General features: G+C 40.7%; 15 protein-coding genes. 2 read left to right on the top strand and 13 right to left on the bottom strand.

What is annotated here, in order from left to right; translation table 11 throughout:
• Positions 1-10: 10 nt before the first annotated feature.
• The 4 genes from rseP to FJX03_03235 all read right to left on the bottom strand — a co-directional run bounded on the left by rseP (position 11) and on the right by FJX03_03235 (position 3,915).
• Positions 11-1,114 (bottom strand): RIP metalloprotease RseP, encoded by a 1,104-nt coding sequence (gene rseP / locus FJX03_03220; protein MBM3632704.1) that lies wholly within the window; start codon positions 1,112-1,114, stop codon positions 11-13.
• 79 nt (positions 1,115-1,193) lie between these two features.
• Positions 1,194-2,354 (bottom strand): 1-deoxy-D-xylulose-5-phosphate reductoisomerase, encoded by a 1,161-nt coding sequence (locus FJX03_03225; protein ID MBM3632705.1) that lies wholly within the window; start codon positions 2,352-2,354, stop codon positions 1,194-1,196.
• Positions 2,355-2,366: 12 nt separating this feature from the next.
• Complete coding sequence (locus FJX03_03230; GenBank protein ID MBM3632706.1) at positions 2,367-3,185, bottom strand: hypothetical protein; 819 nt, start codon at positions 3,183-3,185, stop codon at positions 2,367-2,369.
• A complete protein-coding gene (locus FJX03_03235; GenBank protein MBM3632707.1) occupies positions 3,157-3,915 on the bottom strand; it encodes an isoprenyl transferase in 759 nt (252 codons plus the stop codon). The genes FJX03_03230 and FJX03_03235 overlap by 29 nt, the downstream gene beginning before the upstream one ends.
• 154 nt (positions 3,916-4,069) lie before the next feature.
• Here FJX03_03235 and FJX03_03240 point away from each other — a divergent pair, with 154 nt between their 5' ends.
• Positions 4,070-4,840, top strand: a complete 771-nt coding sequence (locus FJX03_03240) for a hypothetical protein (protein MBM3632708.1) — start codon at positions 4,070-4,072, stop codon at positions 4,838-4,840.
• Here the strand turns inward: FJX03_03240 and FJX03_03245 are convergent.
• From FJX03_03245 to FJX03_03285, 9 genes are all read right to left on the bottom strand, one after another.
• The gene (locus tag FJX03_03245; protein ID MBM3632709.1) at positions 4,815-5,399 is read right to left on the bottom strand and encodes a demethoxyubiquinone hydroxylase family protein; all 585 of its coding nucleotides are present in this window, start codon (positions 5,397-5,399) and stop codon (positions 4,815-4,817) included. The genes FJX03_03240 and FJX03_03245 overlap by 26 nt on opposite strands.
• Before the next feature lie 366 nt (positions 5,400-5,765).
• Positions 5,766-7,568: a DNA mismatch repair endonuclease MutL gene (gene mutL / locus FJX03_03250; GenBank protein MBM3632710.1), complete on the bottom strand. Its 1,803-nt coding sequence runs from the start codon at positions 7,566-7,568 to the stop codon at positions 5,766-5,768.
• Positions 7,565-8,824, bottom strand: coding sequence for a glucose-6-phosphate isomerase (locus tag FJX03_03255; protein MBM3632711.1), 1,260 nt, complete (start codon positions 8,822-8,824; stop codon positions 7,565-7,567). Before FJX03_03255 ends, mutL begins: the two co-directional genes overlap by 4 nt.
• Positions 8,825-8,854: 30 nt before the next feature.
• Positions 8,855-10,291: an insulinase family protein gene (locus FJX03_03260; GenBank protein ID MBM3632712.1), complete on the bottom strand. Its 1,437-nt coding sequence runs from the start codon at positions 10,289-10,291 to the stop codon at positions 8,855-8,857.
• Positions 10,291-11,769, bottom strand: coding sequence for an insulinase family protein (locus FJX03_03265; protein MBM3632713.1), 1,479 nt, complete (start codon positions 11,767-11,769; stop codon positions 10,291-10,293). Before FJX03_03265 ends, FJX03_03260 begins: the two co-directional genes overlap by 1 nt.
• The gene (locus FJX03_03270) at positions 11,766-12,329 is read right to left on the bottom strand and encodes a DUF3035 domain-containing protein (GenBank protein ID MBM3632714.1); all 564 of its coding nucleotides are present in this window, start codon (positions 12,327-12,329) and stop codon (positions 11,766-11,768) included. The genes FJX03_03265 and FJX03_03270 overlap by 4 nt, the downstream gene beginning before the upstream one ends.
• Positions 12,330-12,355: 26 nt before the next feature.
• A complete protein-coding gene (gene lspA, locus FJX03_03275) occupies positions 12,356-12,814 on the bottom strand; it encodes a signal peptidase II (protein MBM3632715.1) in 459 nt (152 codons plus the stop codon).
• A gap of 101 nt (positions 12,815-12,915) precedes the next feature.
• Complete coding sequence (locus FJX03_03280) at positions 12,916-15,705, bottom strand: isoleucine--tRNA ligase (GenBank protein ID MBM3632716.1); 2,790 nt, start codon at positions 15,703-15,705, stop codon at positions 12,916-12,918.
• A gap of 103 nt (positions 15,706-15,808) precedes the next feature.
• On the bottom strand, positions 15,809-16,255 hold the full coding sequence (locus FJX03_03285; GenBank protein MBM3632717.1) for an outer membrane protein assembly factor BamE: 447 nt from the start codon (positions 16,253-16,255) through the stop codon (positions 15,809-15,811).
• Between the two features lie 94 nt (positions 16,256-16,349).
• Here FJX03_03285 and FJX03_03290 point away from each other — a divergent pair, with 94 nt between their 5' ends.
• Positions 16,350-16,892, top strand: coding sequence for a hypothetical protein (locus tag FJX03_03290; protein ID MBM3632718.1), 543 nt, complete (start codon positions 16,350-16,352; stop codon positions 16,890-16,892).
• The last annotated feature ends 7 nt before the right edge of the window (positions 16,893-16,899 follow it).

Consider the following 16,899-nt stretch of genomic DNA (forward strand, 5'->3'; position numbering starts at 1 on the left):
TACCCTTTATTTATTTCAGTATGAGACGAACAACATCATTCCATGTGGACATGAGCATGACACTTACGACTATCGCTAACCCAGCCATGAAAGCATATTCTTGTATCTTTTCTGGAACAGGTTTGCCGCGAATGGCTTCAATGCCATAAAATAAGAGATGTCCCCCATCAAGAACGGGAATGGGGAGAAGATTGATAAGACCTAAATTAATTGATAAGAAAGCCATGAAGACTAAAAGAGCGGCGATACCCCCTTTAGCACTTTTCCCAGCCATGTCTCCGATGGATAAAAGGCCGCCTAATTCTTCAGAAGATCGTTTTCCGACAAGCATCTGCCCAATGCCTGTAAGGGCTTCAACGCAAGTTGTCCATGTTTTTTCAACAGCATGGGTGACGGCTGTTAGGGGATTAACTTTATGGTATTCGGGAAGGGAAGGTTTAATGCCTATCACACCAATAGGTTTTTGATTGCCTGCAGCATCGGTTTCAACCATTTTAATTTGAATAGTTTGCTCAGCACCATCTCGTGTAAAGCGGACGTCTACATCTTTCCCTTTGTTATTGATAATGAGATCCCGCAAATCATAAAAATCTTTTGCGACAATACCATTAAGGCTTATCAGTTTATCTCCAGCCTTGAGGCCTGATTTTTCTGCAATTTTTCCGGGGACAACTTCGCCGATTACCGCTGGAAGAATGGGTTCACCTTTTATGACAAATAAAGCAGAGAATATGGCGATGGCAAATAGGAAATTTGCCATAGGTCCAGCTACTGCTACAGCCATGCGTTGCCCAACTCTCTTGCTATGGAGACTCATAGATTTTTCTTCTGAGTTCATTTTCTCTAAAGAGTTAGCGTCAGGACGGCTACTCGCATCTGCGTCTCCAAAGAAACGAACATAGCCACCTAACGGAATTGCGCTTATTTTCCAACGTGTACCGGCGCTGTCATTCCATCCAAACAACTCAGGTCCAAATCCAATAGAGAAGACTTCAATCTTAACTTTATTATAACGGGCGATAAGATAGTGACCAAGTTCGTGAACAAATACAAGGATTGTTAGTACAATGAGAAAGGGAATCACATGTTGGGCAAAACTAAGCAGTGAGGTCATAGATTAAATTCCCGTTCCAAAAAGTTTAATTATTTGCAACCTTAGCTGATTCTGGGCGTTATGAAAATGTGCAAAAGCACTAGAAGGCAATTTTTTTGTGAATAACTTTTAAAGCTTCATTGCGAGCTTGTTGATCTATTTGTAAAACTTCATCAAGAGACCCTAAACGTGACTCGGGCATTTTTTCTAAAACTTCTCGGGAAATATTGACAATATCAAGGTAAGAAATTTTTTCTTCAACAAAAGCCTGTACGGCAATTTCATTTGCAGCATTAAGAACTGTAGGGCGGTCCCTTCCTATTTTTAAAGCTTGTCTTGCTAACAGAATTGCGGGAAATTTATTGGTATCCGGCTGCTCGAAAGTAAGCTGCCCAATTGAGGGTAAATCCAATCGTGGAAGATCTGTTTTGATGCGATTTGGCCAGGCGAGAGTATAAGCAATAGGAACGCGCATATCATGAATACCAAGCTGAGCAAGAACGGAACCATCTTGAAAGGAAAGTAAGGAATGTACGATGGATTGAGGGTGAATCAATATATCAATCTGCTCTTCAGAAAATCCAAAAATATAGGAAGCTTCAATCATTTCCAATCCTTTGTTCATTAAATTTGAACAATCGATGGTAACTTTTGGCCCCATAGCCCAGTTGGGGTGCTTTAAAGCTTGCGCAACGGTTACTGCTTTCATTTCCTGCACAGACAGCGTTCGAAAAGGGCCACCTGAGGCCGTTAAAATTAATTTTTCCACATAGGAACGATGCGGCTCATGGAAGACTTGAAAAATTGCATTATGCTCTGAATCAACCGGTAAGAGTGTGGCGTTATGATCTTTTATGGCTTTAAGCATTACAGGGCCTGCGGAAATCATGGACTCTTTATTGGCTAAAGCAATAATAGCTCCTCGCTCAATAGCCGCATATGTGGGTCGTAATCCTGCTGTTCCCACAATCGCAGACATGACCCATTGGGCAGGGGCTTGTGCCGCTTCAATGACAGCCGCCTTTCCTGCAGCAACAGTTATTCCTGTTCCCCCCAAGGCATTTTTCAAATTTATATATTGAGATTCGTCTTCTACAACCGCTAGTTTGGCTTTCAGAATCTTACTTTGGGCTGCAAGTGTCCCCACATCTTTTTGGGCAACCAGTGCTTCAACAGTAAATTGTTCCGGATTTTTTGATAGAAGGTCAACGGTACTCCTCCCAATTGAGCCAGTACTCCCTAAAATCGTAATGGAGCGCATAATTTAGGTTCCTCAAAAAAGCTTAAAAAATTTGAGGCCGACAAAGAAAATGGCCACCAGTAAGAGACTGTCAATTCGATCTAAAAGCCCCCCGTGGCCAGGTATAATATGACTAGAATCTTTAACTTTGAAAAGCCGTTTAGCGGCTGATTCTAAGATATCTCCTGTGTGACCCACGAATGTCGTCAATAGTGTCAGACAAAAGAGTATGGCTTGGCTTTTTATCCCCAATTCGCAATAAGGAGCAAGAGTTATCCCTATAGCCGTGCCGAGCATAGATCCTCCCATAAATCCGGACCATGTTTTCCCCGGACTAATGGTGGGGACCAATTTTGCTCCTCCCACAAGGCTTCCTACAACATAAGCGCTAATATCCGTTGTCCAAACAATTATGAGGGCCCATAACAAAGTAAGAGGGGTGAATTTTGCCAGATTTAAGATAGCTATCATTCCCAGACCAATATAAAGAGGTCCTGAAAGAAGTATTAGCGATGGGATGAGTCTGGTACCTAAGCGTTTGTGATAATAAAGAATAAATCCAAAGCCCCCCAGTGTGAAACAAAAAGGAATGACAAAACTGCCTGTTCCCATGATAGCCCACATCATTAGAAGACTGACAAGAAGATTAATGGGGTGCGTTAAGGGTAGGCCAGACATTTTTGACCATTCCCATAAAAGAATACCCAGTAAAAAGATAGTCAAAATATCAACGTAAGGGGATCCGAGGAGGACCGCACCAATTACCAGGGGCCCCCCAATGGCGGTTGATAATGTACGTTTTCCAAAATTACTCTGGTCAAAACTACTTTTTGGAGGCGATAACTGCACCATAACGACGCTCTCTTTGTTGATAGGTTTCAAGGGCTTGATCAAAATCTTCGGGTGAAAAATCTGGCCACAGTGTAGGTGAAAACACAAATTCTGTATATGCCATTTGCCACAAAAGGAAATTACTTATTCTTTTTTCACCGCTGGTCCGAATCAGCAAATCTGGATCTGGAATCTCTGTTGTATAAAGGTTATGACTGAAAATATCTGTGGAGATCTCTTCTACCTTTAATGTACCTGCTTTGACTTGCTCGGCAAGCTTTTTTGCTGTGCTGACGATTTCATCACGACCACCATAACTGAGAGCCATTATAAGTGTGATTCGGTTGTTTTCCTTTGTGAGGTCTTCGCTATCTTCGATAAGTTTTACTATATCATCGGGAAGTTTTGTCCGGTCGCCAATGACTTTTAAACGAACACCATTCTCAGCTAAATCCTTAACTTGATTTTTTAAGTTATAACGCAATAGTCCCATAAGTTCATCCACCCAACCTTGAGGGCGCAGCCAATTTTCAGCAGAGAAAGCATAAAGGGTTAAATAAGCAATGCCGCGCGAAGCCGCATGATGCACAATTTTACGTGTCACCTCAGCACCTTTGCGGTGGCCTGATATGGTGGACACACTATTTTTATCCGCCCAACGACCATTTCCATCCATAATAATGGCAACGTGTCGAGGGAGTGGCGAGCGGGCTATTGCCTCAATATGTGTTTGTGTCAAAGTTTCAGGCATAACCCTTACAAACCATTAAGAACATTTTTAAAACTATACCTATAAAGCATGCTTTTGAATCACTCGTCAATGAAAAGGCAATTGTTTCCTTATCTTTTCTGGAGTAAATGTAAGAAGAAACAAATTCGGTCATGTGAATTAAGAGAAAATCCTGATGAAATCTAAAACCAAAATAGGAATCTCAGCGATCGTTGTTTTTATAGCTGCCACAAGCTTATATATATATCCCATTTTCTTGAGCCAACCCCTGCCATCCGTATTGGTAAAAAAACAACTTTTCGCATCGGCCTTGTCCCCGCAAAGTATTTGGAGTCAAAAGTTTTTAGACCGCAATCCGTTGGTAAAGAGTAAAATTATTCAATTTGAAGCGGGCACTATATGTCAGAATTTAAAGACATTAAATACAAAATTATTGACTCATGAACAAATTTCTAATGAATTGAAAAATAGGGGATATATTTGTGTTTCGCGTCCCTTATCTGTCAATCCGAAAGCACCCATTAAAAAGTATTTGAAGATTGATAAAACCATCACAGAAAATCCAGAGGAGTCGGGAGTGGCTTACCAGGAAGTTTGTTATGATGCGGCACAACGGGAATGTGTAATTCGAATCAAGCGGGATGGTTTTCCCTTGAACAGGCGATCCAATCCTCATTCGTCAAAAGCGGTGTTGTTGGATGCTGAGGCGGATCCAGCGAGTTATGAAAATGAGGCTTTTAAGATTGGGGGAGACGGGCAAGCCATTCCCAAAGGGCCCCATAAATTTGGCTTGAAGAAGTGCCCTTATAAAATTAGCCAGAATCAAAATTATACAGCGTTATGTGAGGAATGGGTTGATCTCATTATGGAGCAAGCTCACCCAACTCTGAGGGAGCCAAAGAGGACGCAGAATTTATCTATCAAAACCGTGACGAAAGCCAAATAGCTGTTCGAGATATTTTTTTAATGGTTGAGGTTAAGAACTGATATGCTGGGGCGTCATGTCCCCCAAGTTCGATGGCTGTCTCTTTGTGTGCTATCTCATCTTGCCGACATTCTTCAATAAGGGTGATTAAAGCGTCATGATGATCTGTTGTTTTTTTTAATTCCTTCAATTGGCTTTGATAATGCTCAGCTATAACTTCTTCAACGGCAATCGTGCAGGCATGGGCGGCTTTCTCGCCTATGATGGCTGTAATCATCCCAAGAGCATACCCACCGACATGCCACAGAGGTTGTAAAATTGTCGGGCGGACTTGGTTTTCTATTATAAGGCGGTTAAATTTTTGTAAATGCTCTGCTTCTTCAGCGGCCATTGCAGTCAAGCTTTCCTCTGCAGGCGTATCTTTTAAAATGGCAAGTTGTCCTGCATAAATTCTCGAAGCTCCATATTCACCAGCTTGATTAACCCGGATCATTGACTTGATTTCGCTAGAGATTTCGACTGTACGATCGTTTTGTCTTGTCGATGATATGATCTGAGGGGGTGTTTTCCTTGAATTCATAGCTTAATTAATTCCTTTAACGATAACTCTTAAGGTGACTATATCAGAGAATTAATTGGTTAAGGACTTAGATTTTTGTAGAAATTTTTAACAGGAAAATTACGGGGCTAATTTTTTTATTTTTTTTATCATAGCCCCTGGCTATTAGATAATCCAAAAGCCAATTCGGTTGCAATGATAATTGTATAATTATGAATTAGAAAACGCTTAAAATGAAAGAATAATTTTATATAAGACTTAAATAACTTATTGAAAATAAATGATAAAAATAGTAAAAAAATTGAATTTGCGACAAAAGATCACACTCACTTTATTGATGATCATTTATAACTGAAATGAAGATTTTCGTGAAGACAAAACCATTTTCTATCGTCGTCCAAAGAGTTTTTCAATTTCTGGTCTTTGTAGCTTGATATAAGTTGGTCGTCCATGATTGCACTGTCCGGAATAAGGTGTTGCTTCCATTTGGCGTAAGAGGGCATTCATTTCGTCCAATGAAAGTTGACGGCCGGCCCGCACACTATTGTGGCAGGCAAGAGTTCCCATAATCTCATTTAGTTGCTCAGATAATTGTAAGGTAGTGTCCATATCCAAAATCTCAGAACTTAAATCATAGATGAGCTGTTTCCAGTCAGCTTTTCCTAATATAGCAGGGACTTCCCGCACCATGATGGCTGTAAGACCAAATTTATCTATAACCAGTCCAAGCTGATGCAGATCTTGTTGGCGAGAAAGAATGGCTTTTAAAGCCTCATCGGGGAGATCAACAATTTCCGGTAATAGTAAAGTTTGTCGCTTAATGCCGGCTGAAGCCTGTTCTTGTTTCATTTTTTCGTAAACAAGGCGTTCATGGGCTGCATGCTGATCAACTATAACAAGACTTTCAGGGGTTTCACTTAAAATATAGGTGCCATGAATTTGTGCACGTGCAAATCCAAGTGGATACTTATCTGAGGGTTCTGGAGCTGATTCAGGGATTGTAATTGCAGATAAGGGAGCGGCATGATAGGTAGCAATGGTTTCATCTAATCCCGGGGCTAAGTGCTGTTCAGGAAAAGAAAGCCGGACGGAATGAGAGGGAGCTGATCTCAAAGAAGGTCCGGAATATTGTTTCCCTGTCCAAGCACCTGGAGTCATGGTTGGCCGTTGGAAAGCAACAATAGCTTCTTTAGAAATTGTTGTTGAGCTTTGATGCGCGGCTTCCTGTAACGCGTTTTTAAGGGCACTGATCATCGTCCCTCTCACCAACCCTGCATCTCTAAAGCGAACTTCAGCTTTTGCAGGATGAACATTTATATCAACTTCAGCAGGGTCTATATCTAAAAATAGCGCCAAAACTGGGTGACGATTGCTTGCAAGAAAGTCCTGATAAGCCACGCGCACGGCAGCAGATAAAAGTTTATCTTTCACCGGGCGACCATTAACAAATAAATATTGAGTTGCCGCAGAACTCCGGTTAAATGTTGGCACACTGATTTTCCCTTTTAGTGTGAGTCCTTCTCGAACCATGAGCACAGGGCAAGAATTTTCAAGAAAATCCTTTCCTAAAATGGCACTAATGCGGTCCATGTTATTGGTGTAGGAAAATACTTGGCGTTCTCCATCAAATAAAGAAAAGTGAATTTCGGGATGAGCTAAGGCTAAACGGCTCAGTATATCGACAATGTGGGATAACTCCGTTGAGGGGGATTTCAAAAATTTGAGCCGTGCAGGGGTTGCATAAAAAAGGTCTCTGACTTCAACGCGTGTACCACAACCAAAGGACGTGGGGGAGAGTGCACTTTTACTGCCTCCCTCAACAGTTAGACGCCAGGCTGAATCATCATTTTTTGTTCGGCTGATAATTGTTAAGCGGCTTACGGCACCGATTGAGGGCAGGGCTTCCCCTCTAAATCCCAAGGTTCGAATATTAAATAAGTCGCTATCGGGTATTTTTGAAGTCGCATGTCGCTCCACGCTTAAATTTAAGTCGTTTTGGCTCATGCCTTGACCATTATCTGTAATAGAAATTAACGTACGACCCCCTTCGCGAACCACTATATCTATTTTCGTGGCTTGTGCATCAATGGCATTCTCAACCAACTCCTTAATAGCAGATGCGGGTCTTTCAATGACTTCACCCGCAGCAATCTGGTTAATGAGAGTGGGATCAAGAAACCTAACATTCATGCGATTTTACTCAAATAGTGTTGAGTCAAAATTTTTCCTTCTTCAACGGCGGGTTGGTCGAAAGGGTTTACGCCCAAAAGATGAGACATTGCAAGGGTTTCAAGAATATAATGCATCATCAATCCTCCCAAAGTTTTGGCGTCCAATTTTTCAAGTTCAATGACGCGCGTTGGGCATTTGTGACGTCGCAAAGTATCGATGGTGGCTTTTTGTTCAGCCATCATTAAATTGCCCATTGATTTTCCCTGAAAAAGATCTACGGCTGGATGCCCTACGGGAGGTATTGCTATTTTAAATATGTCATCAAAATGGTTTAACGTAATAAGGGTATAGACTTTATCACGGGGTCCATCTAGATAAAGTTGGAGTTGTGAATGCTGATCGACAGTTCCTAAAGCTTGAATGGGTGTAATGCCTTGAGCATTATTAGCCTTATCTTTTTTTCCTAAACTTTCTGCCCACAGTTGTCGAAACCACAAGGAGAAAGTGTTGAGTCGATCTATATAAGGCATCATTACAGTTTGAGTGATTCCCTCCTGGCTTAAACGTATATGTGCAAGAGCTCCCTGAAGAATTTGGCACTCTTGTGTATTAATTGCTGCTAAATTAGAATTCAAAATATCACGGGCACCATTTCGTATCTCTTTTGCATTTACACCCGCAATAAGGGCGGGTAGCATTCCCACAACGGTAAATACAGCAAAACGCCCCCCGATATTTGTCGGGTGATCTAAGCAAGCAATGTTGTAGGCAGTTGCCAATTGACGAATACCATTTTCAAAAGGTTCGCTGATGACAACAAAACAATCTTTAATAATTTTTTCATAACCTAAATCAACCCAATATTGCAGGCAAACTAAGAGTTGCATTAATGTTTCAGCGGTATTGCCTGATTTCGAAATGGCAATGATACCGGTCTTGGAGGGATCGATTTTATTGAGAGAATTTTTAAAAGTATGGGGATCAATATTGTCTAGGAAATGAAATCTCGGAATACATTTGTTGGCATCTCTTAAGCAAAGAAGGGTTTGCCCTCCTAAGCTAGATCCTCCCGTTCCCAAAATGAAAATATCTTCGAAATTCTGAAATTGATCGACTACAGGCTTTAATTGGGACAATAAATCATCAGATTGTAGTTCAATAAATAAGGGGAGGGTTGCATTGAGTGTTTGCAAATAGGATAAAGTTTCCGGAGCTTCTTCTAGAGAAGGGATTCCATCTAGGTTTTGGGTGAACAAAGTATTTTGCAAAATCACAAGCTAAGTCCTTATTTTTAAAACTATTAGTTATTTCTTATTTGTTTCATTCTGAGGAATTGGGGGTACAGTTACGTTATTTTGATTTTGCCTTAGTTGCGTGCATTGTAGTTCTTCAAGTTTTTGTTTTTCTTTGTATCCTTCGGGGTAAATTGTAGCAATGGCTACTGGATTTTTGGATAAGACAAAATTTGCGGCTTCTTGAACTTGCGTAGGTGTCACAGCGTTTATTTTACTGGGTAAGTTATCGATTTGTTCCACAGTAAATCCGACACCCAAACGAGTAAATGCCATAACACTGCTATTATTTCCATCTCTTGCGAAAGCAAGATTTGCAAGAATATCTCTTTTAGCATCCGCAAGCTCTTTATGAGTCACCCCTTTTTTAATAACATCTGAAATATGCTTTTGTATGGCGACTTTTAGAGCTGTAAGGGAGGCATCGGGGGCCAGTGTAGCGGAAAAAGAAAATTTCTCAGGGTCATAACTATCATCATCATAAGAACAGTAGGCACTCACAGCAATTTTCTGTTCATCAACAAGGCTTTTATAGAGTCGACTTGTATCATTGCCTCCCAAAATTTGTTCAAGAACAATTAGGGGATAGTAATGCTCGGCATTGGGGGCACGATGGTTAGGAGCGGCAAAATTCCACTGAACGGTCACTTGACTAACCCGCGGATTTTCTTGTTCAACTGTGATAGTAACTCCTTTATGATCTGGTTCTTTTATGCGAACACGCTGAGGAATAGGCTGAGACGGTATCATGCCAAAATGCTTTTCAACCATGGGTTTGAGTTTTTCCATAGTGATGTCCCCGGCAATAACAAGTATAGCATTATTGGGTGCATACCATTTTTTATAATGTTCATAGGTTGCTTCTCGTGTATAGGCAGCTATATGTTGAGGATATCCAATGGGGGGAATACCATAGGGATGATACCAGAAAGTTGCACGTAATAGAGATTCATAAGCCAAATTAAATGGGTTGTTATCCTGGCGCATCAAGCGTTCTTCTTGAACGACTTTCTGTTCTTCTTTCAATTCTCTTTCATTCAAAACCAAATTTTGCATTCGGTCGGCTTCAAGTTTGAGATAGAAATCTAAAAATTCAATAGCAATGTCACACGTGTAGGCTGTGAGGTCAGGCGTTGTGAAAGCATTAATTTGCCCTCCGTTGCTGGTGATAATCTTGCGAAATTGATCTGTGGGAATTTCTTTTGTACCTTTAAACATTAAGTGCTCAAGGAAGTGAGAGATGCCATGCATCGCTTCAGGGTCATCTGCTGTACCCACTTTATAAATTAAATTAACTGAAACCACTGGAGCCAAGTGATTTTCGATTAAAACAACTTGAAGACCATTTGGTAAAGATAATGTAGAGGGGTGAAAAATACCCTCTGCAGAAATAGGCGATAGGATGGAGTGAATGAAAAGTGTAACGGCCAAAATAATCCATTTTTTCATTATGAGCTTGCTCCTATTTGTTTTCCTTGAATTATATTTTGGCTGGAAAGTTCTTTAGGGTCACCAACAATAACGAATGTCAATTGGTCGGGTTTTAAAAGAGTTTTTGCAACAGCATTAACCTCCTTAAGGGTGACAGCAGAGATAATTTCATTCCGTTTATTGATGTAATCTAATCCGAGGTTATCTATTTGATAAACTAATAACGCTTTGGCAATTTTCATAGTTGAGCTGAAATTTAAAGCAAAGCTCCCAATTAGGCGCTTCTTAATAAAATCGAGCTCGGCCTGTGTTGCGCCTTCCGCCATGTCTGTCCATATTTTTCGAATCAGAGTGATCATTTCTTTGACACTCTTACTTTTTGTTGATGTATCTCCCGCTAGCAGAGAGGAATGCTGTGACCAGGTCAAATTCGCATCAATATCATAAGTTAGCCCCCGTTTTTCACGAATCTCATTCCATAAGCGAGATTCATATTGGCCTTCTCCCAAGATTTTAAGGAGAAGAAAGGCGGGGTAAAAGTTAGGGTCGGAGCGGGGAATTCCGGGTTGGGCAAACCGGATAAAACTTTGGGGAATATTAAGAGGCTCAATAACAGTCGTCCCCATTTTGGGTAGAATGGCCCTATCAATGTCATAAGGAACAGCTTTTGGTGGCAAATCTCCAAAAGTGGTATCCAAATAGTCCTTGACTTCGTTTGCGGAAATATCACCGACAATAGAGATGATTAACTGATCTTGGGCAAATCGGTCTTTCATAAATTGACGTAACTGAATATCAGTGATTTTTGAAAATTCCTTCAAGGTTTGTTGAACAGTTGTTCCATACGGATGGTTGGCAAAAAGGATCGTATTAAGTTTATTTGTAGCTATTGTGCGTTCGCTGTGGAGCGATTGTTCCAATATGGTTAGAATTTGATTTTTGACGCGGATAAGGGCCATTTTGTCAAAGCGAGGCTTTGTTAATATGTCTTTTAAAATATGAAAGGCTTGATGTATATTTTTTTTGACGGCTCGAATGCTAATTTGAAAGAAATCTTGAGAAGAGGCGATTGTTAGTTCAATATTATTTTTCAGCAATTCTGCCTTAAATTCTTGGCTATCCCAGTTTCCTGCGCCCTCATCTAATGTGCTTGATAATAAATAGGTAAGACCAGAAAATCCCTTGGGATCAGAAGCATTGCCGGCATTTTTAAAAGCCAAAGCAACGGAAACAACAGGAATATCATGGGTTTCTACCATCCACGCGCGTAGACCCTTTTTCCCTCTAACTTCTTGCACATTAATGGGCTTCGATTTGGGTTGGTGTGTCGGCGACGGTAAAGAAGATTGTCCGTGAGCAATACTTACCGAACAATAGAAACCCAAGACAATAATACAAGCAAAAAATGCTTTTATGAGTGACTGCTGCAGTAAACTGAGCAATAAACTAGAGTCAGAAATCCTTTTACAAAAAATTCGGGATTTTATCCTCATCATTCTCCTTCTTTCTCTGGGGGGGTCGTTTTTTTGCCAGCGTCAAGATTATTTTCAACTTTTTGATCTGTGGTGTTAGGCCGTGATAAAGTCAAATTTTCAGAGGCTTCTTTTTTCCAATTTTTTATTTGTGTGATTATTTTCTCAGAGACGTTGCCATCAATCTGGGCTTCTTCATCAACTTTTTTACGAATATCTGCAGGAACTTCCTGGTTTTCTGATGCCTTTTCAATGAGTTCTTTCTCTCCTTGTGAAGAAGTACGAGCTGAATCAATATGATAATCATCTCCTAAAATTGTTTTTTGGGCTTTTGCCGTTTCGGGAATAGCGTGCGGATTAGGTTTCCCTGGTGTAGGAGGTGGCAGCTTGGGGCGTGAAGCAAAGTCAGGGGGCAAAATAAGGCCTGGACTTGGTTCTGCGGTGTTCCATTCGTTAGGACTTGAGTGGTCTAAACCTAAAGCATTTCGGAAGCTATCGCATCCTCCTAAAATAAGAGTGTTTAATAGAAAGCCTGTTAAAAAGTACTTTTTATAACTTAATTGTTTTTCAGAAATTATCTTCATTTTTTTACCTAGTTAATGTTTATTATTTATTTTTGGAACCACATTTCTTTTAAATGCTCAATAATCACGAGACCAACGCCGACAACAATGCCAATGTCTGCAATATTAAATGTATACCAATGATAGCCATGAACATGAAAATCAAGGAAATCTGTAACCGCACCAAAACGAAGACGGTCTATTAAGTTACCAACAGCACCTCCCAAGACCATACCAAATGCAATGGCGAGCATCTTTGAATCAGACCGCCAAATCCAGGCTATCAGAACAAAAGCAAATGCAAAAGCAATTGAAGCTAGAATCCATACTCCATAAGGATTGTTGCTCGAGAGAAGTCCAAAACTAACCCCACGATTCCAGGCTAAGATAATATTCAGAAATGAAGTAACCCTTAAATTTTGAGGAGGAACCATGAGGTGATTCAAAACAATCCATTTGGAAAGTTGATCTAAAACAAAAATAATTCCCGCAAGTCCCAGGCCCATAAAAGGCCAAATACAAGGCAACGAATGAGAACGCAGCGTTTTTGCGTCACTTGACTTTTCTCCAGTTAACTCTTTTTTAATTTTTGCTTTTTTTGTCATCTTTACACTTCCTCTACGACATCCAGGCAACGTTTACATAAGTCTTCATGGATGCGTCCGACTTCTTCTAAAACTTTCCAACATCGACTACATTTTTGTCCCTCAGCCAAATTGACTATGACGCCTATATTTGTGACATCTTCGAGAACAAAAGCACCGGGAGGAGGTTGGGCAATGATTAGTGTTGCTTGAGAGGTAATGGAAAGTTCGGCTAACTCTGGGTCACTCATATCAAGCGATTTAAGAGTTTCGGCAATCTCAGGGGTTACGTAAATGGCGACATTGGCTTGTAAGCTAGACCCAATTGTTTTCGCGGTCCTTTCAACTTCTAAGGCACCTGTAATGACTCGTCGCACATCTCGAATAATTTCCCATTGAGAAGCTAAGGCAGCGTTAGTCCAGCTGAAGGGAATATCGGGAAAAACTTGCAAATGGATACTGTCCACATCTTCTCCATAGCGAGCTTGACGAGCCTCTTCAGTTGTGAAACTTAATACCGGAGCTAACCAATGGGTTAAGCAAGCAAAAATATGGTCCATAACGGTACGTACTGCGCGACGTTTTAGGGAAGACGGGGAGTCGCAATAGAGGCAATCTTTGCGTAAATCAAAGTAGAATGCGGATAAGTCAACAGCACAGAAAGTATGTAAGCTGGCATAAAAGTTCATAAAATCAAAAGTTTCGGCACTCTTTCGCAACGCCAAATCTAATTCAGCCAGACGATGTAAAATCAATTGCTCAAGTTTAGGCATATCATTGAAGGGAACTTGTTCTTCTGGGGTGAAGCCATCAAGGGCACCTAACAAATAGCGCAATGTATTGCGTAAGCGGCGGTAAATATCTTCTTGATATTTCAGAATTTCAGTCCCAATGCGCATATCTTCTGTATAATCGACGGATATAACCCATAAACGCAATATATCAGCCCCCATGGTATCAATAATGGTAATAGGGGCTAGAGCATTACCTTCCGATTTGGACATTTTAAGTCCTTTTTCATTTAAGGTAAAACCATGCGTTAAGACTTGGCGATAAGGAGCGTTTCCTGTTGTTCCGCAAGCTTCCATCAACGAGGACATAAACCAACCGCGGTGCTGGTCTGACCCTTCAAGATAAAGGTCGGCTGGCCAAGCTAATTCAGGACGATCTTTCAAAACAAATTCATGTGTACAGCCGCTATCAAACCATACATCCAGAATATCCATAACTTTGTCGTAATCATTAGGGTTGTATTTGGGAGCTAAAAAGCGACTGGCTTCGCTGGTGTACCAAGTATCACCACCCTCTTTAGCAACGGCTTCGACAATGCGGGCATGCACGTCAGCATCCCGTAAAACTTCCCCTGTTTCTTTGTGAATAAATAACGTCATGGGCGTTCCCCACGCACGTTGGCGCGACAAGTTCCAATCTGGACGGCTTTCGACCATGGAGCGAATACGATTTTTGCCAATGGTCGGTAACCAAGTGACTTCATCAATTGCCTTCAAAGATTTCGCACGCAAGTCATTTTTTTCCATGCTGATAAACCATTGTGCCGTTGTGCGAAAAATTAGCGGTGCCTTAGATCTCCATGAATGAGGATAACTATGAATGATTTTTGTGGCATGAAGAAGGAGGCCGACTTCTTGAATCGCTTCAATGACTTTGGCATTGGCTTTAAAGACAAATGTTCCGGCAAATAAGGGAACATTGGCATAATAGTGACCATCATCCGCAACGGTTCTAGGAATTTCAAGACCATGTTTTTTGCCAACTTCAAAGTCTTCTAGTCCATGACCTGGTGCTGTATGAACAAGGCCAGTTCCGGCTTCGGTGGTGACATGCTCCGCGTTAAGGAGAGGAACCGGAAAATCATACCCCTTTCCTTGTAAAGGATGAGAACAAATTACCCCGGCTAACTCCTTGCCACTAAGAGTTCCAAGTACGTGGTGTGTCTCAACATCTAATTTGGCGAGAAAGTCGGCAACCAAATCAGTTGCTACAAGGAAAGCCTGGTCATGCTTATCAGACTTAATGACGGAATACTCGATACTTTCTCCATATGCGATGGCTCGATTTCCGGGGAGGGTCCAAGGTGTCGTGGTCCAAATGACGGCAGCCACATTATTCAAAATAGGCAAGTGCGTTTCCTTGACAGGAAAAGCAACATAAATAGAGTCTGAGGTGTGATCTTTGTATTCAATTTCTGCTTCAGCCAATGTTGTTTTTTCAACAACGGACCACATAACTGGTTTTTGTCCCCGGTATAAACTTCCATTCAGAAGAAAACATCCTAATTGTTCAATAATTCGGGCTTCTGTTTTGAAATTCATGGTGGAGTAGGGATCATCCCAGTCCGCAACGATTCCCAACCGTTTGAATTCTTCCCGTTGAATATCAACCCACTTGGCGGCAAAGGTTCGGCATTCGGCTCGGAATTCTAATACATCAACATCATCTTTGTTAAGGCCTGCATCTCGATAGCTTTCCTCAATTTTCCATTCAATAGGTAAACCATGGCAGTCCCAACCGGGAACTAAAGGAGCGTCATAGCCAAGCATTTGGTATGTTTTATTGACAACGTCTTTTAAAGTTTCTGTGAGGGCGTGCCCAATATGAATGTGACCATTGGCATAGGGAGGGCCAAAATGAAGAATAAATTTTTTCCGGCCTTTAGATTGGGAGCGCAAGGTTTTGTATAGGTCAATTTTTTTCCAATAATTCAAAAAATCAACTTCACGTTTTGCCAAATTTGCCTTCATGGCAAAATTTGTTTTGGGGAGAAAAACTGTATTTTTATAATCGACTTTCATAAGCTTACAAGCTGACCTTCATTCCCTATGTGGTTTACGAGTAATTTTTTACTCACATAAAAATATACTAACCTTTTTGTATGAATGACAAAAGGGAGTTCGTCTATTTTGATGGTTTTTTGCTGCTTAGCCGCCCAAAGTTACTAAATACTTCACGCAAAACGCCAGTTTCATACCCTGTCGTTTCAGTTTTACGGTCAATCGGTTTAATATTTTTTGCCTCTTCACCGGAGTATGTTTTAATATCGCTTACTGTGTTACTTTTATCAAAATTAATTACGGTAACTTGTTGTTCCAGAACTTCTGGCGTAAAGAAGGATGTTGTTGCGGTTTTCTTAGAAACATAATACCAAGTATTTTGGTCAAAAGTAGAAATAGTGGACGGGCTTCCTAAAAGATCTTGCACTTGTTTCTTTGTTTGAACGCCTGGTTTAATTTGAGTAAATTGAACATTTTCTGCATTGAATCCCCGGGATTCTATAGTTGGGGCACAGCCAATTAAAAAACTTGAAAATATGAAAGAAGAAAAGAGAGATGCATTGCACTTCATGAGTTGGTAACCTAAAATAACTCTAATAATGTAAAATGAAAAACTACACTACATTTGACATCAACTCTTCAAACTGTCAATCATAAAGGTCTTGATGATCATGAAAATTTTGAATAAAACACAACCTAAAATGACTGATTTAGCTGCTGACCTCTATGCAAGTGTAACAAGTCAAGCCAGACAATATATATTTTTTGTGGATTATCAAATTCCTGATACACCGCAAGGTCGATTTGAGATCTTGGCACTCCATTTGGCTTTAATGTTACGAAGACTGAAATTTCCTTGGCCGAATGAGGTTGAGATGTGTCCCGAACTGAGCCAAAGTTTATGCAATTGGGTTGTGGCTGATATTGAGGAATCAATTAGATCCATGAAAGTAAGTGAATTGAAGATTACGCGCCATTTGAAGAGACTTATGGAAGGCTTCTATGGTCGACTCGTTGCCTATGACAAAGCGCTGGAATTGAATGATAAGGACATGCTAGAACAGACTATTCGTCGCAATGTCTATGGAATTGCTGATAAAATTGTGGATGATATCGTCATGGGTTTGGTTGCTTACACGCGTCAGACCTGGGATTGGATGCTAGAGACAAGCATTTCCCAAATTATCGTTGATTTAAAAGGAGATTAAGTAGGAG

The organism is Alphaproteobacteria bacterium (assembly GCA_016870095.1).
Taxonomy (GTDB): domain Bacteria; phylum Pseudomonadota; class Alphaproteobacteria; order Paracaedibacterales; family VGCI01; genus VGCI01.

What these genes read in the sequence shown, in the direction of transcription:
- rseP (MBM3632704.1), bottom strand. Translation starts at nt 1,114, where the DNA reads ATGACCTCACTGCTTAGTTTTGCCCAACATGTGATTCCCTTTCTCATT.
- FJX03_03225 (MBM3632705.1), bottom strand. Translation starts at nt 2,354, where the DNA reads ATGCGCTCCATTACGATTTTAGGGAGTACTGGCTCAATTGGGAGGAGT.
- FJX03_03230 (MBM3632706.1), bottom strand. Translation starts at nt 3,185, where the DNA reads ATGGTGCAGTTATCGCCTCCAAAAAGTAGTTTTGACCAGAGTAATTTT.
- FJX03_03235 (MBM3632707.1), bottom strand. Translation starts at nt 3,915, where the DNA reads ATGCCTGAAACTTTGACACAAACACATATTGAGGCAATAGCCCGCTCG.
- FJX03_03240 (MBM3632708.1), top strand. Translation starts at nt 4,070, where the DNA reads ATGAAATCTAAAACCAAAATAGGAATCTCAGCGATCGTTGTTTTTATA.
- FJX03_03245 (MBM3632709.1), bottom strand. Translation starts at nt 5,399, where the DNA reads ATGAATTCAAGGAAAACACCCCCTCAGATCATATCATCGACAAGACAA.
- mutL (MBM3632710.1), bottom strand. Translation starts at nt 7,568, where the DNA reads ATGAATGTTAGGTTTCTTGATCCCACTCTCATTAACCAGATTGCTGCG.
- FJX03_03260 (MBM3632712.1), bottom strand. Translation starts at nt 10,291, where the DNA reads ATGAAAAAATGGATTATTTTGGCCGTTACACTTTTCATTCACTCCATC.
- FJX03_03265 (MBM3632713.1), bottom strand. Translation starts at nt 11,769, where the DNA reads ATGATGAGGATAAAATCCCGAATTTTTTGTAAAAGGATTTCTGACTCT.
- FJX03_03270 (MBM3632714.1), bottom strand. Translation starts at nt 12,329, where the DNA reads ATGAAGATAATTTCTGAAAAACAATTAAGTTATAAAAAGTACTTTTTA.
- lspA (MBM3632715.1), bottom strand. Translation starts at nt 12,814, where the DNA reads ATGGGCCTGGGACTTGCGGGAATTATTTTTGTTTTAGATCAACTTTCC.
- FJX03_03280 (MBM3632716.1), bottom strand. Translation starts at nt 15,705, where the DNA reads ATGAAAGTCGATTATAAAAATACAGTTTTTCTCCCCAAAACAAATTTT.
- FJX03_03285 (MBM3632717.1), bottom strand. Translation starts at nt 16,255, where the DNA reads ATGAAGTGCAATGCATCTCTCTTTTCTTCTTTCATATTTTCAAGTTTT.
- FJX03_03290 (MBM3632718.1), top strand. Translation starts at nt 16,350, where the DNA reads ATGATCATGAAAATTTTGAATAAAACACAACCTAAAATGACTGATTTA.